Annotated in this window: 21 protein-coding genes; 6 read left to right on the top strand and 15 right to left on the bottom strand. The window is 57.7% G+C overall.

The genetic code is table 11. The annotated features are described in order from the left end of the window. Nucleotides 1-7: 7 nt before the first annotated feature. On the top strand, nucleotides 8-1240 hold the full coding sequence (locus ACOKCT_RS13795; protein WP_420193575.1) for an MDR family MFS transporter: 1233 nt from the start codon (nucleotides 8-10) through the stop codon (nucleotides 1238-1240). Between the two features lie 4 nt (nucleotides 1241-1244). Here ACOKCT_RS13795 and ACOKCT_RS13800 read toward each other — a convergent pair whose 3' ends face one another. Beyond that, the gene (locus ACOKCT_RS13800; RefSeq protein ID WP_103180902.1) at nucleotides 1245-1589 is read right to left on the bottom strand and encodes a nitrous oxide-stimulated promoter family protein; all 345 of its coding nucleotides are present in this window, start codon (nucleotides 1587-1589) and stop codon (nucleotides 1245-1247) included. Nucleotides 1590-1778: 189 nt separating this feature from the next. Here ACOKCT_RS13800 and ACOKCT_RS13805 point away from each other — a divergent pair, with 189 nt between their 5' ends. Both ACOKCT_RS13805 and mutS read left to right on the top strand, forming a co-directional pair. Further along, entirely contained in the window at nucleotides 1779-2009 is a 231-nt protein-coding gene (locus ACOKCT_RS13805; protein ID WP_159339789.1) for a SymE family type I addiction module toxin, read from the top strand. Nucleotides 2010-2122: 113 nt separating this feature from the next. Then, the gene (mutS, locus tag ACOKCT_RS13810) at nucleotides 2123-4684 is read left to right on the top strand and encodes a DNA mismatch repair protein MutS (RefSeq protein ID WP_420193576.1); all 2562 of its coding nucleotides are present in this window, start codon (nucleotides 2123-2125) and stop codon (nucleotides 4682-4684) included. 153 nt (nucleotides 4685-4837) lie between these two features. Here the strand turns inward: mutS and ACOKCT_RS13815 are convergent, their stop codons facing one another. From ACOKCT_RS13815 to ACOKCT_RS13825, 3 genes are read right to left on the bottom strand one after another with little or no spacing between them, the layout of a single operon-like run. Next, complete coding sequence (locus tag ACOKCT_RS13815; protein WP_114316919.1) at nucleotides 4838-5077, bottom strand: non-oxidative hydroxyarylic acid decarboxylases subunit D; 240 nt, start codon at nucleotides 5075-5077, stop codon at nucleotides 4838-4840. Between the two features lie 10 nt (nucleotides 5078-5087). Continuing rightward, complete coding sequence (locus ACOKCT_RS13820) at nucleotides 5088-6515, bottom strand: non-oxidative hydroxyarylic acid decarboxylases subunit C (RefSeq protein WP_103180907.1); 1428 nt, start codon at nucleotides 6513-6515, stop codon at nucleotides 5088-5090. After that, nucleotides 6505-7107, bottom strand: a complete 603-nt coding sequence (locus tag ACOKCT_RS13825) for a non-oxidative hydroxyarylic acid decarboxylases subunit B (protein ID WP_103180908.1) — start codon at nucleotides 7105-7107, stop codon at nucleotides 6505-6507. Before ACOKCT_RS13825 ends, ACOKCT_RS13820 begins: the two co-directional genes overlap by 11 nt. A 172-nt stretch (nucleotides 7108-7279) precedes the next feature. Here ACOKCT_RS13825 and ACOKCT_RS13830 point away from each other — a divergent pair, with 172 nt between their 5' ends. Both ACOKCT_RS13830 and ACOKCT_RS13835 read left to right on the top strand, forming a co-directional pair. Next, on the top strand, nucleotides 7280-7696 hold the full coding sequence (locus ACOKCT_RS13830) for a MarR family winged helix-turn-helix transcriptional regulator (protein ID WP_103180909.1): 417 nt from the start codon (nucleotides 7280-7282) through the stop codon (nucleotides 7694-7696). Further along, complete coding sequence (locus ACOKCT_RS13835) at nucleotides 7693-8070, top strand: DUF4440 domain-containing protein (protein ID WP_420193577.1); 378 nt, start codon at nucleotides 7693-7695, stop codon at nucleotides 8068-8070. Before ACOKCT_RS13830 ends, ACOKCT_RS13835 begins: the two co-directional genes overlap by 4 nt. Nucleotides 8071-8121: 51 nt before the next feature. On the opposite strand, the gene rpoS is transcribed toward ACOKCT_RS13835, so the two are convergent. Further along, on the bottom strand, nucleotides 8122-9114 hold the full coding sequence (rpoS, locus tag ACOKCT_RS13840; protein WP_103180911.1) for an RNA polymerase sigma factor RpoS: 993 nt from the start codon (nucleotides 9112-9114) through the stop codon (nucleotides 8122-8124). A 60-nt stretch (nucleotides 9115-9174) separates the two neighbouring features. Then, nucleotides 9175-10239, bottom strand: coding sequence for a murein hydrolase activator NlpD (gene nlpD / locus ACOKCT_RS13845; RefSeq protein WP_231736666.1), 1065 nt, complete (start codon nucleotides 10237-10239; stop codon nucleotides 9175-9177). Here nlpD and ACOKCT_RS13850 point away from each other — a divergent pair. Next, nucleotides 10145-10348 (top strand): hypothetical protein, encoded by a 204-nt coding sequence (locus ACOKCT_RS13850; RefSeq protein WP_231736555.1) that lies wholly within the window; start codon nucleotides 10145-10147, stop codon nucleotides 10346-10348. The two genes, nlpD and ACOKCT_RS13850, sit on opposite strands and share 95 nt — an antisense overlap. Before the next feature lie 66 nt (nucleotides 10349-10414). On the opposite strand, the gene ACOKCT_RS13855 is transcribed toward ACOKCT_RS13850, so the two are convergent. The 9 genes from ACOKCT_RS13855 to cysN form a co-directional block, all read right to left on the bottom strand. After that, nucleotides 10415-11041, bottom strand: a complete 627-nt coding sequence (locus ACOKCT_RS13855) for a protein-L-isoaspartate(D-aspartate) O-methyltransferase (RefSeq protein ID WP_103180913.1) — start codon at nucleotides 11039-11041, stop codon at nucleotides 10415-10417. Next, nucleotides 11035-11796: a 5'/3'-nucleotidase SurE gene (gene surE, locus ACOKCT_RS13860; protein WP_103180914.1), complete on the bottom strand. Its 762-nt coding sequence runs from the start codon at nucleotides 11794-11796 to the stop codon at nucleotides 11035-11037. Before surE ends, ACOKCT_RS13855 begins: the two co-directional genes overlap by 7 nt. After that, nucleotides 11777-12826, bottom strand: a complete 1050-nt coding sequence (truD, locus tag ACOKCT_RS13865) for a tRNA pseudouridine(13) synthase TruD (protein ID WP_103180915.1) — start codon at nucleotides 12824-12826, stop codon at nucleotides 11777-11779. The genes surE and truD overlap by 20 nt, the downstream gene beginning before the upstream one ends. Then, a complete protein-coding gene (ispF, locus tag ACOKCT_RS13870; RefSeq protein WP_048959481.1) occupies nucleotides 12823-13302 on the bottom strand; it encodes a 2-C-methyl-D-erythritol 2,4-cyclodiphosphate synthase in 480 nt (159 codons plus the stop codon). Before ispF ends, truD begins: the two co-directional genes overlap by 4 nt. After that, the gene (ispD, locus tag ACOKCT_RS13875; protein WP_103180916.1) at nucleotides 13302-14012 is read right to left on the bottom strand and encodes a 2-C-methyl-D-erythritol 4-phosphate cytidylyltransferase; all 711 of its coding nucleotides are present in this window, start codon (nucleotides 14010-14012) and stop codon (nucleotides 13302-13304) included. The genes ispF and ispD overlap by 1 nt, the downstream gene beginning before the upstream one ends. 19 nt (nucleotides 14013-14031) lie before the next feature. Continuing rightward, on the bottom strand, nucleotides 14032-14343 hold the full coding sequence (gene ftsB, locus ACOKCT_RS13880; RefSeq protein ID WP_032613637.1) for a cell division protein FtsB: 312 nt from the start codon (nucleotides 14341-14343) through the stop codon (nucleotides 14032-14034). 167 nt (nucleotides 14344-14510) lie between these two features. Beyond that, nucleotides 14511-14834: a DUF3561 family protein gene (locus tag ACOKCT_RS13885; RefSeq protein ID WP_103180917.1), complete on the bottom strand. Its 324-nt coding sequence runs from the start codon at nucleotides 14832-14834 to the stop codon at nucleotides 14511-14513. A 58-nt stretch (nucleotides 14835-14892) separates the two neighbouring features. Beyond that, the gene (cysC, locus tag ACOKCT_RS13890; RefSeq protein WP_103180918.1) at nucleotides 14893-15498 is read right to left on the bottom strand and encodes an adenylyl-sulfate kinase; all 606 of its coding nucleotides are present in this window, start codon (nucleotides 15496-15498) and stop codon (nucleotides 14893-14895) included. Continuing rightward, nucleotides 15498-16925 (bottom strand): sulfate adenylyltransferase subunit CysN, encoded by a 1428-nt coding sequence (gene cysN / locus ACOKCT_RS13895; RefSeq protein ID WP_214422346.1) that lies wholly within the window; start codon nucleotides 16923-16925, stop codon nucleotides 15498-15500. Before cysN ends, cysC begins: the two co-directional genes overlap by 1 nt. Nucleotides 16926-16927: the final 2 nt, after the last annotated feature.

Below are 16927 nucleotides of genomic sequence, written 5' to 3' on the forward strand. Positions count from 1 at the left end.
ATAACAGGTGCTATCCATTCGCCCCGCGACGCAACTCTGGCCGCCCGTCTTACTGGGCAGCCAGTTTGTTTTCAATATTGGTTTTTATGCCGTCGTCCCCTTCCTGGCGATTTTTTTACGCGACGATATGCTGCTCTCCGGCGGCGTTATCGGGCTGGTGCTCGGGCTGCGGACCTTCTCCCAGCAGGGGATGTTTATCGTTGGCGGCGCTCTCTCCGACCGCTACGGCGCGCGCATCATTATTCTTTGCGGCTGCGTTGTACGGGTGGTGGGCTATCTGCTGCTGGCCTTTGGTTACAGCCTGCCGGTCATTATTGCCGGGGCGTGCCTCACCGGGATCGGGGGCGCGCTCTTCTCCCCCTCCATCGAAGCCTTACTGGCTAAAGCCGGAACCCGCAGCGAGGCGCAGGGAAAACGCAGCCGCGCCGAGTGGTTCGCCCTCTTTGCGGTATGTGGCGAGTTGGGGGCCGTCCTGGGCCCGGTCGCGGGTGCCCTGCTCACCGGCCTGGGTTTTCGTCAGGTGGCGCTGGCCGGGGCCGCGGTCTTCGTGGTGGCGCTGATAGTGCTGTTCTTCTGTTTACCTTCAGGCTCAGCAAAAAACCAGCCGCTGCATATCACCCCCTGGTGGACCACCTTTCGCCAGCCGCGGTTCGTGGCGTTTATCATCGCCTGGAGCAGCTGGCTGTTGAGCTATAACCAGCTCTATCTGGCGCTCCCGGTGGAGATCCAGCGTGCTGGCGGCAGCGAGAAAGATCTTGGCCCGCTGTTTATGCTGGCCTCGGGGCTGGTGATCCTCTTTCAGCTTCCGCTGGCGCGTTTTGCCCGTCGGGTGGGCGCGGTGCGGGTCCTGCCGGTGGGTTTTCTGCTTATCGCCGCCGCGTTTCTGAGCGTCGCGCTGTTTGCCTCTTCGCCGCCGGGCACGGGGTTACTGCGGCTGCTGCCTGCGGCCTGTTTTGTCACCCTGCTGACCACCGGGCAGATGCTGCTGGTACCGGCAGGAAAAGATGTGGTGCCATGGTTTGCCAGCGAATCGACCCTGGGTGCGCACTATGGCGCACTGGCTACCGCTGGGGGCTGTGCGGTGCTGGCGGGAAATTTACTGCTCGGCGATCTGCTCGATCGGGCGCTGACGCCATCCACCGGGGCGATCGTTCCGTGGCTGGTGCTGGCGGTGTTTCCACTGTGCAGTGCAATTGCTATGGTGGCAATCTGTCGCCCGATGCGCAGGCCGCGCACCTGAATGGTTACTTTTTCGGGCGGTACTTTTCCGGCAGCTCTGGCACCGGGCGGCGATCGTCAATCAGATGGCAAATCGTCAGAATCGGGTGACGCCAGAGCATGCGCGGCCCCGCCCAACGCATGACCTGCTTCATCTCTTCACGCTTCGCGGGCTGGTAGCAGTGGACCGGGCACTGCTTGCAGGCCGGTTTCTCTTCGCCAAACACGCATTTATCCAGCCGCTTGTCGGCATACGCATTCAGCGCTGCGTAATGCCCCGCCTCTATAGAGGCCTGCGGGCACTGCTTTTCATAGAGCGCGATCATCTTGCGGATGGTCTCTTTTTCGCGCGCGATCCGTTTTCCTGCCATAGTCTGATACCTAATAATAAGTTGTATTTATAATACCCTTTTAAGGCTGGATATTCAGCCCGATTTCATATTTTACATTTCGTTTTCTGAAGACGCTTCGCAGTTCTGCGTTTGTCTCAGGTTCATTTTACTGGCATTTTATACAGGTGTTTTTATCACCTGATCCTTGCCTGAGAAAAAGGAGTTTCTATGTCAGATATCAGCATTTCCAGACCCAGCCGCCAGCTCACCGTGGGGTATTTCAGAAAGCGCCATGAGGATCGCAAGACCAAGATCCCGACCCGCTACAGCGTACACGCCGCGCTGAGTTTAAAAGGCGACTGGCTGGAAGAGGCTGGTTTTAAAACCCATTCCCGGGTGCGGGTGCTGGTGGAACAGGGAAAACTGGTGATTGAACTGGTCAATGAAGAGACGAGTTAAGGTAGTGACATTTTGCTGCGCCGGGCCATTTTTTCATGCGACAATAGCGGCAATACACGACCCTAACGTCGCCTGAACAGCACTGTTTTCAAAGAAATGGACATCATCACTCCATGACCACTACTGACAATTTCGACGCCCACACCCCCATGATGCAGCAGTACCTCAAGCTGAAAGCTCAGCATCCCGAGATCCTGCTCTTTTACCGGATGGGCGACTTTTACGAGCTGTTTTATGACGATGCGAAACGCGCCTCGCAGCTGCTCGACATCTCCCTGACCAAACGTGGCGCCTCGGCAGGTGAACCCATCCCGATGGCCGGTATTCCACATCATGCGGTAGAGAACTACCTGGCGAAGCTGGTTAACCAGGGTGAATCGGTCGCCATCTGCGAACAGATTGGCGATCCGGCCACCTCGAAAGGCCCGGTTGAGCGCAAAGTAGTGCGTATCGTCACTCCGGGCACCATCAGCGATGAAGCGCTATTACAGGAGCGCCAGGATAACCTCCTTGCCGCCATCTGGCAGGATAGCAAAGGTTTCGGTTACGCCACGCTGGATATCAGCTCCGGGCGTTTTCGCCTGAGCGAACCGGCCGACCGCGAAACCATGGCGGCCGAACTGCAACGCACCAATCCTGCGGAGCTGCTCTATGCCGAAGATTTCGCCGAGATGGGGCTGCTTGAGGGGCGTCGCGGCCTGCGTCGCCGTCCGCTGTGGGAGTTTGAAATCGACACCGCGCGTCAACAGCTCAATCTGCAATTTGGCACTCGCGATCTGACCGGCTTTGGCGTAGAAAACGCGCCGCGCGGCCTGTGCGCCGCGGGCTGTCTGCTGCAGTACGTAAAAGATACCCAGCGCACCGCCCTGCCGCATATCCGCTCCATTACGATTGAACGCCAGCAGGACAGCATCATTATGGATGCCGCCACCCGCCGCAATCTGGAGATCACCCAGAATTTAGCCGGTGGTGTGGAGAACACCCTCGCCTCGGTGCTCGACAGCACCGTCACCCCGATGGGCAGCCGTATGCTGAAACGCTGGCTGCATATGCCGGTCCGCGATATTGCCACGCTCACCGCGCGCCAGCAGACCATTGGCGCCCTGCAGGATCGGTATAGCGACCTTCAGCCGGTATTGCGTCAGGTGGGCGATCTGGAACGTATTCTGGCACGACTGGCGCTGCGCACCGCACGCCCGCGCGATTTAGCCCGTATGCGCCATGCCTTCCAGCAACTGCCTGAACTGCGCATCCAGTTGGCGGAGATCGACAGCGCCCCGGTGCAAAAGCTGCGCGAGGCGATGGGCGAATTTAGCGAACTGCGTGAACTGCTGGAAAAGGCCATTATCGATGCCCCGCCGGTTCTGGTGCGTGACGGCGGCGTGATTGCCCCGGGGTACAACGAAGAGCTGGACGAGTGGCGCTCGCTGGCCGATGGTGCGACGGACTATCTGGATAAGCTGGAGATCCGCGAGCGTGAGCGCCTTGGGCTGGACACCCTGAAAGTGGGTTACAACGCAGTGCACGGCTACTTTATTCAGATCAGCCGTGGACAGAGCCACCTGGCTCCTATTCACTACGTGCGCCGCCAGACGCTGAAAAACGCCGAGCGCTACATTATTCCGGAGCTGAAAGAGTACGAAGACAAAGTGCTTACCTCAAAAGGCAAAGCGCTGGCGCTGGAAAAACAGCTCTATGACGCCCTGTTCGACATCCTGATGCCGCACCTTGCGGATCTGCAGCAGAGCGCCACGGCGCTGGCCGAGCTGGATGTACTGGTCAACCTGGCGGAACGTGCCGAGACGCTGAACTACTGCTGCCCAACCTTCACCGATAAGCCAGGCGTGCGCATTACCGAAGGGCGCCACCCGGTGGTGGAACAGGTACTGAACGAACCGTTTATCGCTAACCCGCTGAACCTGTCGCCGCAGCGCCGGATGCTGATTATTACCGGGCCAAACATGGGCGGTAAAAGTACCTATATGCGCCAGACGGCACTGATTGCGCTGCTGGCCTACATCGGCAGCTACGTTCCGGCGCAAAAGGTGGAGATTGGCCCTATCGACCGTATCTTTACCCGCGTGGGCGCGGCGGACGATCTGGCGAGCGGTCGCTCCACCTTTATGGTCGAGATGACCGAAACGGCGAATATTCTGCACAACGCCACGGAGTACAGCCTGGTGCTGATGGATGAGATTGGTCGCGGCACCTCCACCTACGACGGGCTCTCGCTGGCGTGGGCCTGTGCCGAAAGCCTGGCCAATAAGATCAAAGCCCTGACCCTGTTTGCCACCCACTACTTCGAGCTGACGCAACTGCCGGAGAAGATGGAGGGCGTGGCGAACGTGCATCTGGATGCGCTGGAGCACGGGGATACTATCGCCTTTATGCACAGCGTACAGGATGGCGCGGCGAGCAAAAGCTACGGTCTGGCGGTGGCGGCGCTGGCGGGCGTGCCGAAAGAGGTGATCAAGCGGGCCCGTCAGAAGCTGCGCGAACTGGAAAGCCTGGCGCCTAATGCGGCGGCTACCCAGGTAGATGGCACCCAGATGTCTCTGCTGGTCCCTGCCGAAGAGACCTCCCCGGCGCTGGAAGCACTGGAGAACCTCGACCCGGATTCTCTGACACCACGTCAGGCGCTGGAGTGGATTTATCGGTTGAAAAATCTGGTGTAAAGCTCTGCGGTCTGTATCGCCCGGTGGCGCTATCGCTTACCGGGCCTGCGGAGATTTCATGCGGTTTTTACGCCCGGTGGCGTTATCGCTTACCGGGCCTACAAAAGACGCTGGATAGTAGGCCGGGTAAGCCGTAGCCGCCACCCGGCTTTTTTATCCGCGCTTATCTTCCGCCAGCAACGGCGGAATAGTCGGCACCTGCGGGGCATCGTCGATATCTTTCTGCGTCATGCGAAACGCTTCGGGATAGTGCTCGCGGCTGGTGCGGCGCAGCGGCTCGGTATCGCGCCAGGTATACAGACAGTGCTGGCACTGATACACCGTCCAGACATCTTTAACCGGCGACGTCGCCATCACCTCAATATGTTCATCGGCACAACGTGGACAAATCATTTTCCCCTCCTTATTTACGTGCGGCCAGCATCGCGGTCAGTTTTTCAGCCCAGGCTTTGGTTTCAGGCAGATCCTGTACCGGCTGGCTGTAGTGTCCACGCATATCGGGTGCAACCGGTGTGGTGGCGTCGATAATCAGTTTGTCGGTGATCCCCGCCGGACTTGAACCCGGATCCAGCTCCAGCACCGACATGTTCGGCAGCTGCACCAGATCCCCCGCGGCGTTCACCTTCGACGACAGGGCCCACATCACCTGCGGCAGGTTGAATGGATCGACATCCTCGTCCACCATGATCACCATCTTCACGTAGCCCAGGCCATGCGGCGTGGTCATCGCCCGCAGCCCCACGGCGCGGGCAAAACCGCCGTAACGTTTTTTAGTGGAGATAATTGCCAGCAGGCCGTGGGTGTACATTGCGTTCACCGCCTGTACTTCCGGAAACTCAGCTTTCAGCTGCTGGTAGAGCGGCACGCAGGTTGCCGGGCCCATCAGGTAGTCGATTTCGGTCCACGGCATCCCGAGATAGAGCGACTCAAAAATCGGTTTTGTGCGGTAAGAGACTTTATCGATGCGTACCACGGTCATGTTACGGCCACCGGAGTAGTGCCCGGTGAACTCCCCGAACGGCCCTTCGATTTCGCGTTTGCGGCCTTCAATCACCCCTTCGAGGATCACTTCCGAACCCCATGGCACGTCAAAACCGGTCAGCGGTGCGGTAGCGATCGGATACGGGCTTTCGCGCAACGCTCCCGCCATCTCATATTCTGATTGATCGTACTTGAGCGGCGTCGCCCCCATCAGGGTGATGATCGGGTCATTGCCCAGGGTGATCGCAATCGGCAGATCCTGCCCGCGCTCTTCCGCTTTATGCAGGTGCAGGGCGATGTCATGCATCGGCACCGGCTGCAGACCCAGCTTGCGTTTGCCCTTCACCTCCATGCGGTAGATGCCGACGTTCTGCTTGCCGAAGTGATCCGGATCGAGGGGATCGCGGGAGACCACACAGGCTTTATCCAGGTAGAAACCACCGTCACCGTCGTTCAGGCGGAACAGCGGCAAAATATCGAACAGGTTGATCGCGTCGCCATCCACCGTGTTCTCAGCCCAGGCCGGGTTGGCGCGACGCTCCGGCGCAACCGGGAAGTTATCCCAGCGGCGAATAAACTCGTCGATCTGCTTTTTCACTGGCGTATTTGGCGGCAGCCCCATCGAGATGGCGTGGTTTTGCCAGGATCCGATAGTGTTCATCGTCACGCGGGCGTCGGTAAAGCCGCGGATGTTGTCAAACCAGAGCGCAGGTGCGCCATCGCCAATGCGCCCGGTGGCGTTGGCTGCCGCGGCCAGATCCGGCTCCGCATCAACCTGTTCCGTGATTTTTAGCAGTTGCCCTTGCTCATCGAGCGCCTGCAGGAAGCTTCTCAAATCATCAAATGCCATGTTTATTCTCCTGGGAAAAATCTCTGGCCGCCTGTAACCCCTCCCAGCGACGGGCTTTGTTATGCGCCAGACCAAACTGATCGAGCACCCGGGTCACAATGTGTTGAGTAATGTCATCGGCGGTTTGCGGATGGTTGTAATAAGCGGGCATCGGCGGCACCATTGCCACGCCCATGCGGGAAAGCGCCAGCATATTTTCAAGATGGATAGTGCTGAGCGGCATTTCCCGCGGGACCAGCACCAGCTTGCGTCGCTCTTTTAACACCACGTCAGCGGCACGCCCCACCAGCCCTTCGGCGTAGCCTGCGCGGATGCCCGCCAGCGTTTTCATGCTGCAGGGAATGACGATCATGCCGTCGGTGCGAAAGGAGCCGGATGAGATGGTTGCCCCCTGATCCGCCGGGCTGTGAACCACATCCGCCAGCCCGGCAACGTCCTGAGCGGTATACGGCGTTTCCAGTTCAATCGTTGTTTTCGCCCATTTCGACATCACCAGATGGGATTCAACTTCCGGCATGTCGCGAAGCGCCTGCAGCAGCGCCACGCCGAGCGGCGCACCGGTTGCCCCTGTCATCCCAACAATCAATCTCATGCAAAACCTCATTTAATTTGTTCGTATACGAACTTTTTGCTTACCGTACGCCCGGATCTGAACGCTGACAAGATCGTTCGCATGCGATCACACGAAATGGTAAAACGGGCTGCGTTAAATTCGCCGCTGATCGGGGCTATCATAAAGAGATCATTTTTATGCTGGAGAGTTCATGGAACTAAAACAAGAAGCGTTCCACCTGTTACGTCAGCTTTTTCAGCAACATACTGCGCGCTGGCAGCAGGCCTTACCCGAGCTGACTAAGCCGCAATACGCGGTGCTGCGTTCTATCGCGGAACATCCTGGCATTGAGCAGGTGGCGCTCACCGAAGCGGCGGTAAGCACCAAAGCTACCCTCGCGGAGATGCTGAGCCGTATGGAATTACGTGGGCTGGTGAAGCGCGAAGCCGATGCTGCAGATAAGCGCCGCCGGTTTGTATTCTTAACGCCGGAAGGCGAAGCGTTGCTCGGCAACTGTAAACCGGTAGGGAATCATGTCGATGAGGCTTTTCTGGGGCGTTTAACGGCTGAGGAGCGTCGCCAGTTTACGGAGTTGGTTCGCAAAATGATGGTAAAGGAGAGAGAATGACCCGCTATGAAACAGAAATTATTGATGCTCACATCGCATTAGAAAAGTGGTTAGGCCAGGGTGAAGGCGATTTTGCCCCCCTGCTCGCCCGTTTTCATCAGGACTTTTTGATGATTGCCCCAACCGGCGCACACCTGGATCACCCCGCGCTCGCACGTTTCCTCGAGGCGCAGCGCGGCAGCCGCCCTGGACTGAAGATCGTGATTGATGAATTAACGACGTTGCAGACCTGGGGTAACGGCGCAGTGCTTCACTACCGCGAAACACAAACCCGCCCGGACCAGCCGGTGAATGTGCGCTGGTCCAGCGCCGTCCTCAACCAGGAGGGAGAGACTCTCACCTGGCGTCTGCTACACGAAACCGCAGCGCCTTAAGCAAAAGAAAAAGGCCAGTCTTTCGACTGGCCTTTTTTGACGAAAAGGTGCTTACTCGCGGAACAGCGCTTCGATATTCAGCCCTTGCCCCTGCAGGATTTCACGCAGGCGACGCAGACCTTCTACCTGAATCTGACGAACACGTTCACGGGTCAGGCCGATTTCACGACCGACATCTTCCAGTGTCGCAGCTTCATACCCCAGCAGACCGAAACGACGTGCCAGCACTTCACGCTGTTTGGCGTTCAGTTCGAACAACCATTTGACGATGCTCTGTTTCATATCATCGTCCTGCGTGGTGTCCTCCGGGCCGTTGTCTTTTTCATCGGCCAGGATGTCCAGCAGCGCTTTCTCGGAATCGCCACCCAGCGGGGTGTCGACAGAGGTAATACGCTCGTTGAGACGCAGCATACGGCTAACATCATCAACAGGTTTATCAAGCTGTTCGGCAATCTCTTCCGCGCTTGGCTCGTGGTCCAGCTTATGGGACAACTCGCGCGCGGTACGCAGATAAACGTTCAACTCTTTCACAATGTGAATAGGCAGTCGAATCGTACGGGTCTGGTTCATGATTGCCCGTTCGATGGTCTGTCGGATCCACCATGTCGCATAGGTTGAGAAACGGAACCCACGTTCAGGGTCAAATTTCTCTACTGCGCGGATCAGGCCCAGGTTGCCCTCTTCAATCAGATCCAGCAGAGCCAGACCACGATTGCTGTAACGACGGGCAATCTTAACCACCAGACGCAGGTTACTTTCAATCATGCGACGACGTGAAGCCACATCACCACGTAATGCCCGGCGCGCGAAGTAAACTTCTTCTTCTGCTGTTAACAGTGGGGAGTAACCAATCTCCCCAAGGTAAAGCTGAGTCGCATCCAGCACACGTTGTGTGGCACCCTGCGATAACAGCTCTTCTTCAGCTAAATCGTTATCACTGGGTTCCTCTTCTACTAAGGCTTTTTCGTCAAAAGCCTCTACTCCGTTCTCATCAAATTCCGCGTCTTCATTTAAATCATGAACTTTCAGCGTATTCTGACTCATAAAGGTGGCTCCTACCCGTGATCCCTAGGCGCAACATACCAAAAGATATGTCCCGCCAATTTATCGCTGCGGTAAATACTGCAGCGGGTTTACGGATTTCCCCTTGTAACGAATTTCAAAATGCAAGCGTGTAGAACTGGTTCCGGTGCTACCCATAGTAGCTATTTTTTGCCCCGCCTTAACTTCTTGTTGTTCCCGGACCAGCATCGTATCGTTATGGGCGTAGGCACTCAGGTAATCATCGTTGTGTTTGATGATAATAAGATTACCGTAACCGCGCAGAGCGTTACCGGCGTATACCACGCGTCCATCAGCGGTCGCGATAATAGCCTGTCCCTTACTCCCTGCGATATCGACCCCTTTATTTCCCCCCTCGGAGGAAGAAAAGTTCTCGATAACCTTGCCTTCAGTCGGCCAGCGCCAGGAAGAGATTGGCGAGCTGGACGTCTGACTACTGGCAACGGGTGCGGTAGAGCTAACCACAGGAGCCGTAACGGGTGCTGTAACTACAGTCGCAGTCCCCTTATTGTTCGGCAACATCTTGTTAGCACTCTGTTCACCTGAATCTTCAGAATACGTAATTGTCGGTTGCGACGCAACCACTGTGCTTGATTTTTGCGCAGGCGTCACACTGTTATTTTGCGCTGTGACGTCAGCCGCAGAAACAGTATTGCCTGGCGTTAACGGTGCGCCGGTCGCATTGCCCACCTGTAGCGTCTGGCCGACATTCAGGCCATACGGGGCCGGAACGTTGTTTCGCTCTGCCAGATCGCGGAAATCGTTCCCGGTGATCCAGGCAATATAGAAGAGGGTATCACCGCGTTTCACGGTGTAGGTGCTGCCGCCAGTATAGCTGCCTTTCGGAATGTTCCCATACTTGCGGTTATACACAATGCGGCCATTTTCCGTCTGGACAGGTTGTTCCACTGGCTGAATCTGTACTGGCTGGGTAACCGGACGCTGAACAGGCTGGATTTGCGGAGTTTGTTGCGCCGTTGAGGTGCCCATTTTGGGCGGAGGGGTGATCAGCATGCCACCGGATGAATTACCAGAGCCGCTATTACCGCCGACCGAACTGACAGGCGCAGGGGCATTATTCGATGTTGAACAACCTGCCAGCCAGATTGAAACCAGTGACAATGCCGCAACTCGGCTGATGGTGAATTTTGGGCTTCCCGCGCTCATTTATCCCCCAGGATTATTTTTAATTACCAGTGACTTAAAATTACCGTAATGTCACGACGTTTTGCGCCACACCATACGCTGAATTTGCCTGAATAACCCTGGAAAAATCCGAGTCTCAGGCCAGCTCTCCTTTTACCAGAGGCACGAAACGTACGGCTTCTACTGTATCGATAATAAACTCGTTGCCCCGTCGACGAACACGCTTCAACAGTTGGTGTTCATCGCCCACCGGTAAAACGAGGATCCCGCCGTCGTCCAGTTGCGCCATCAGCGCAGCCGGGATCTCAGGCGGTGCAGCCGTCACGATAATGGCATCAAACGGGCCGCGTGCCTTCCAGCCCTGCCAGCCATCCCCGTGACGGGTAGAAACATTATGTAAATCGAGCTGCTTCAGGCGGCGGCGCGCCTGCCACTGCAACCCTTTAATGCGCTCAACCGAGCAGACATGATGCACCAGGTGCGCCAGAATGGCGGTCTGGTATCCAGAACCGGTGCCAATCTCCAGCACCCGCAAGTCCGGGGTCAGCTCCAGCAGCTCGGTCATGCGCGCCACCATATAGGGCTGGGAGATGGTTTGCCCCTGCCCTATCGGCAACGCGACGTTGTCCCACGCTTTGTGCTCAAACGCCTCATCCACGAATTTTTCCCGCGGTACCCGCGAGATGGCGTCCAGCACCCGCTCGTCAGCAATGCCCTGACTGCGTAATTGATTCAGAAGAGTTTGTACACGATTGCTTACCATTGCGAGCTCACCCCGGCGCGATCCAGCCAGCCTGAAACCACATCCTGCGCGTTATGCGCGGTCAAATCGACGTGCAGCGGGGTGACGGAGACGTAGCCTTCATCTACGGCGGCAAAATCGGTATCCGGCCCGGCATCATGTTTTTCGCCCGGCGGACCAATCCAGTACAGCGTGTTGCCGCGCGGATCTTCCTGCGGGATCACTTTATCCGCCGGGTGGCGGCTGCCGCAGCGCGTCACGCGGATACCTTTGATTTGATCCAGCGGCAGATCCGGCACGTTGATATTAAGGATGCGACCGGTGCGCAGCGGTTCACGGCTCAGCGCGCGCAGAATGGCGCAGGTGACCGCGGCGGCGGTGTCATAATGCTGATGGCCGTTAAGCGAGACCGCCAGGGCAGGAAAGCCGAGATGGCGCCCTTCCATGGCTGCCGCCACCGTACCGGAGTAGATCACGTCATCGCCCAGGTTGGGTCCGGCATTAATGCCGGAGACCACCACGTCCGGGCGGGGACGCATCAGCGCATTAACCCCCAGAAAGACACAGTCGGTCGGGGTGCCCATCTGCACGGCGATATCACCGTTATCAAAGGTAAAGGTGCGAAGAGACGACTCGAGGGTTAACGAGTTAGAGGCACCGCTGCGGTTACGATCGGGAGCCACCACCTGCACCTCGGCGAACTCACGTAGCGCTTTCGCCAGCGTCTGAATGCCTGGCGCATGGATCCCGTCATCGTTACTCAGCAATATTCGCATAGTCACCCGAAGTGTTGATAAGTTCCCTGACAACACTGGTGGCAAAGCTGCCTGCCGGCAGCCAGAAACGTAGCTCGACGGTTACGTCATCCCACCAGTTCCAGCTCAACTGTTGCGGATAGAGCAGCATCGCCCGGCGTGCCGCTTCGACTTTTTCCCGCCCCAGCAGTGAGCATAACTCTGTTTCATCGGCGATGGCAGACTGTTCAAAGCGCAGCGCATCACCCTGCGGACCCCAGTCGCCGGTACCCGGCAGGGCCGCAGTGATCATCAGCGTTTTTGCCTCGACGCGCGCCTGCACATCGCGCAGCTCTTCGTCAGTGGCGACAAACCAGCTGCCGCGTCCCGCTAATTGTAGCGCATCGCCGACAACAACTTGATTCGCGTCTGTTTTTTTCAGTCGCTCGCTGACGATTTGATTAAACAACGCGCTGCGGGCTGCCGACAACCAAAAACTGCGTTTATTGCGATCGCGCACCGGGGCATTGCTCTGCGCCCAGCGTAGCGCCCCCTGCAGGTTACTGCCGCCGATGCCAAAACGCTGCGCGCCAAAGTAGTTCGGCACACCCTGCGCCTGGATGGCGTTAAGACGCTGTTCTACCTCGTCGCGGTTGCTTACCTCGCGCAGCACCAGGGTAAAGGCGTTGCCCTTTAACGCGCCGAGGCGCAACTTGCGCTTATGGCGGGCATATTCCAGCACCTGGCAGCCTTCGAGCTGGAACTGGCTTAAATCGGGCATCCCGTTACCCGGCACCCGCGCGCAGAGCCACTGTTCCGTCACGGCGTGTTTGTCTTTCTGCCCGGCGAAGCTTACTTCACGAGCGTGAATTTTCAGGAACTTTGCCAGCGCATCGGCCACAAAACGGGTGTTACAGCCATTCTTCAGGATCCGCACCAGAATGTGCTCGCCCTCGCCATCCGGCTCGAACCCCAAATCCTCGACGACCACAAAATCTTCCGGGTTGGCTTTCAGCAGCCCCGTACCCTGCGGTTTACCGTGCAGGTAGGTCAGGTTGTCGAAGTCCGTCATTTCACCGCCTTCACCAGCAGCGCCACGGCTTCGCAGGCAATGCCTTCACCACGGCCGGTAAAGCCGAGTTTCTCGGTGGTGGTCGCTTTGACGTTGACGTCGTCCATATGGCAGCCAAGATCTTCGGCAATAAAGACGCGCATCTGAGGAATATGCGGCAGCATTTTCGGCGCCTGGGCAATAATGGTCACATCCACGTTGCCAAGGGTATAGCCTTTGGCCTGAATACGGCGCCAGGCTTCGCGCAGCAGCTCGCGGCTGTCGGCCCCTTTGAAGGCCGGATCGGTATCCGGGAACAGCTTGCCGATATCGCCAAGCGCCGCCGCACCAAGTAGCGCATCGGTTAACGCGTGCAGTGCAACATCGCCATCAGAATGCGCGAGCAGTCCTTTTTCATAAGGGATGCGTACGCCGCCAATGATAATTGGGCCCTCGCCGCCAAAGGCGTGTACGTCAAAACCATGTCCAATTCGCATTATGCCTTCTCCTGATGGGTCGAACGGGTAAGATAAAATTCTGCCAGCTGTAAATCTTCGGGGCGCGTCACCTTTATATTATCTGCGCGCCCTTCAATCAGTTCCGGGTGAAAACCGCAGTACTCCAGCGCCGAGGCTTCGTCGGTGATGGTTGCGCCTTCGTTCAGCGCACGGGTTAAGCAGTGGTGCAACAGCTCGCGAGGGAAAAATTGCGGCGTGAGTGCATGCCAGAGGTCAACGCGCTCCACCGTATGGGCGATGGCCGGCAGGCCGGGCTCGCCGCGTTTCATGGTATCGCGGACCGGCGTGGCCAGAATGCCACCAACGCGGCTGGTTTCGCTGATGGCCAGCAGCCGCGCCAGGTCATCCTGATGCAAACAGGGCCGCGCCGCATCGTGCACCAGTACCCACTGTGCGTCACCGGCGGCTTTCAGTCCCGCCAGCACCGAATCGGCACGCTCTGCGCCACCGTCCACCACGGTCACCTGCGGGTGGCGGGCAAGCGGCAGCGCGGCGAAGCGGACGTCGCCCGGGCTGATAGCGATAACGACCCGCGTCACACGTGGGTTCGCCAGCAGCGCCGCCACGGTGTGCTCAAGGATCGTTTTATCACCAATTGAAAGGTACTGCTTAGGACATTCAGTCTGCATGCGCCGGCCAAACCCGGCGGCTGGCACAACGGCGCATACGTTGGAAAATGTTACTGCCATGGCGTAATCCTGGGCCTGATTATCGAGTGTTTTGTACTGAGCCCTGGTTGCGTTTAGACGCATCCGGCACCAGACGATAGAAGGTTTCGCCCGGCTTAGTCATGCTGAGTTCGTTGCGCGCACGCTCTTCAATGGCTTCCTGCCCGCCATTGAGATCGTCAATTTCCGCAAACAGCTGATCGTTTCGCGCTTTTAATTTGCTGTTTGTTGCCTGCTGCGCCGTCACGTCATCGCTGACGCGACTGTAATCGTGAAGGCCGTTCTTACCGAACCACAGCGAATACTGAAGCCAGACCAGCAGAGCCAGCAACAGCAGCGTAAGTTTACCCATCCTGCCCCCTGAAAAACGGCATCATCATCCCATAACTTTCCCCATGACTCTACATCGGGGCTACAGAGATGCCGCAACATTGCGGGCAAATGTACCACATTTTTTTTGCAGATTCGCGCAAGCCAACAATGTCACATAGTTGGTTACGGTTTGAATTATGGATGAACTTATCCCATGAGCCACAAAAATAACAGTCCCACCATAGCGACCACCGTTAAGACGGTGATAAACGAACTGTAGAGCAGCTTGCCGTGAAGCAGAGAGTGGAGCGCGATCCCTACCACAACGGCAACGGGCATCAGCGCCAGAAAGAAAGGCCAGGTATAAAGGAAGAAAAACAGCGTATTGCTGCCGTAAAACAGGAAAGGGATCCCCAGTGCCATCAGCCATGACGCAAAGCCGACAATCGCCCCAGGAAAAGACCAGGTCGTCTCGTCATGTGCCGATACTGTGTCCGACCCGGTGATGATGTAGTTTTCACTGTTCCGCATAGCTGATCCTGTGACCGTGACATATTGATGGAGATTAAGCATCCCCATCAATACCATCTCAGGATCTGATAATATCGCCCTGCCGGAGCAGGTCTAATAATTGACCCACCAAATTTGTTACCAATTGTTGGCCTTGCAGGTGAATATCGGGGTTTTCCGGCGCTTCGTAAACCGCATCAATGCCGGTGAAGTTCTTCAGCTCGCCAGCGCGGGCCTTTTTGTACAGTCCCTTCGGATCGCGCTGCTCGCATATTTCCAGCGGGGTATCAACAAACACTTCAATGAAGCGGCTGTTCCCCACCCGCTCACGTACCATCTGCCGCTCGGCGCGGTGCGGTGAGATAAAGGCGGTTAACACCACCAGCCCGGCATCGGCCATCAGGCTGGCCACTTCGCCCACCCGACGGATGTTCTCTTTGCGATCCGCATCGCTAAAGCCCAGATCGCTGCACAGCCCGTGGCGCACGTTGTCGCCATCCAGCAGATAGGTGCTGACGCCCGCTTTGTGCAGCGCCTCTTCCAGCGCCCCCGCGACGGTGGACTTACCAGACCCCGAGAGCCCGGTAAACCACAGCACAACCCCACGGTGACCGTGGAGCTGTTCGCGTTCGGCCACCGTGACCGGATGAGGATGCCAGACGACGTTCTCATCATGCTGCGCCATTACTTGCCTCCCAGCAGATCGCGCGCGCCCCAGTGCGGGAAGTGTTTGCGCACCAGCGCGTTGAGCTCCAGTTCAAAGGCGCTGAATTCAGACGGCACCGCCCTCGCCTGCGCTTTAGGTTCGCGCACCATCCCTGCGCCAACGGTGACGTTGGTCAGACGATCGATAATAATCAGCCCGCCGGTCACCGGGTTCTGCTGATATTCGTCCAGCACCAGCGGTTCGTCGAAGGTGAAATCCACCAGACCGATGCCGTTCAGCGGCAGTTCAGTCACGCTGTGCTGCGCCAGATTGTTAATGTCGACCTGATACTGAACGCCGTCGACGCGGGCGCGGGTTTTCTTCCCGGCAATCTTGATGTCGTAGCTCTGGCCCGGGCTCAGCGGCTGCTCGGCCATCCACACCACATCCACCGCGGCGCTCTGTACCGCAGGCAGCGACTCCTGCGCATCCACCAGCAGATCGCCGCGGCTGATATCGATCTCATCTTTGAGCACCAGGGTGACCGCTTCGCCGGCCCCCGCTTCCTGCAGATCGCCATCGAAGGTCACGATACGGGCAATGGCCGATTCCACGCCGGACGGCAGTACCTTCACGCGCTGGTCTACGCGCACGCTGCCGGAGGCAATCGTGCCGGAGAAGCCGCGGAAATCGAGGTTCGGGCGGTTAACGTACTGCACCGGGAAGCGCATCGGCTGCGTATCCACGTCGCGCTGGATCTCAACGGTCTCCAGCACTTCCAGCAGCGTCGGGCCGCTGTACCACGGCATGCTCACGCTCTGGGAAGCGACATTATCCCCTTCCAGCGCCGAGAGCGGCACAAAGCGGATATCGAGATTGCCCGGCAGCTGCTCGGCAAAGGTCAGGTAGCTTTCGCGGATCTCGTTAAACTTCTCTTCGCTGAAGTTCACCAGATCCATCTTGTTAACCGCCACCACCAGGTGCTTGATCCCCAGCAGCGTGGAGATAAAGCTGTGACGACGGGTCTGATCCAGCACCCCTTTACGGGCATCGATCAGCAGGATCGCCAGGTCACAGGTGGAGGCGCCGGTCGCCATATTGCGGGTGTACTGCTCATGCCCCGGGGTATCGGCGATGATAAATTTGCGCTTCTCGGTGGAGAAATAGCGATAGGCCACGTCGATGGTGATGCCCTGCTCGCGCTCCGCCTGCAGGCCATCCACCAGCAGGGCCAGATCGAGTTTTTCGCCCTGGGTACCGTGACGCTTGCTGTCGTTATGCAGGGAGGAGAGCTGATCTTCATAGATCTGACGGGTATCGTGCAGCAGACGGCCAATCAGGGTGCTTTTACCGTCGTCCACGCTGCCGCAGGTCAGAAAACGCAGCAAACTTTTATGCTGCTGGGCGTGCAGGTAGGCTTCGACGCCGCCTTCATTGGCGATCTGTTGAGCAATAGTGGTATTCATGG

The organism is Leclercia sp. M-A074-M, from assembly GCF_965195605.1.
Lineage (GTDB): Bacteria > Pseudomonadota > Gammaproteobacteria > Enterobacterales > Enterobacteriaceae > Enterobacter.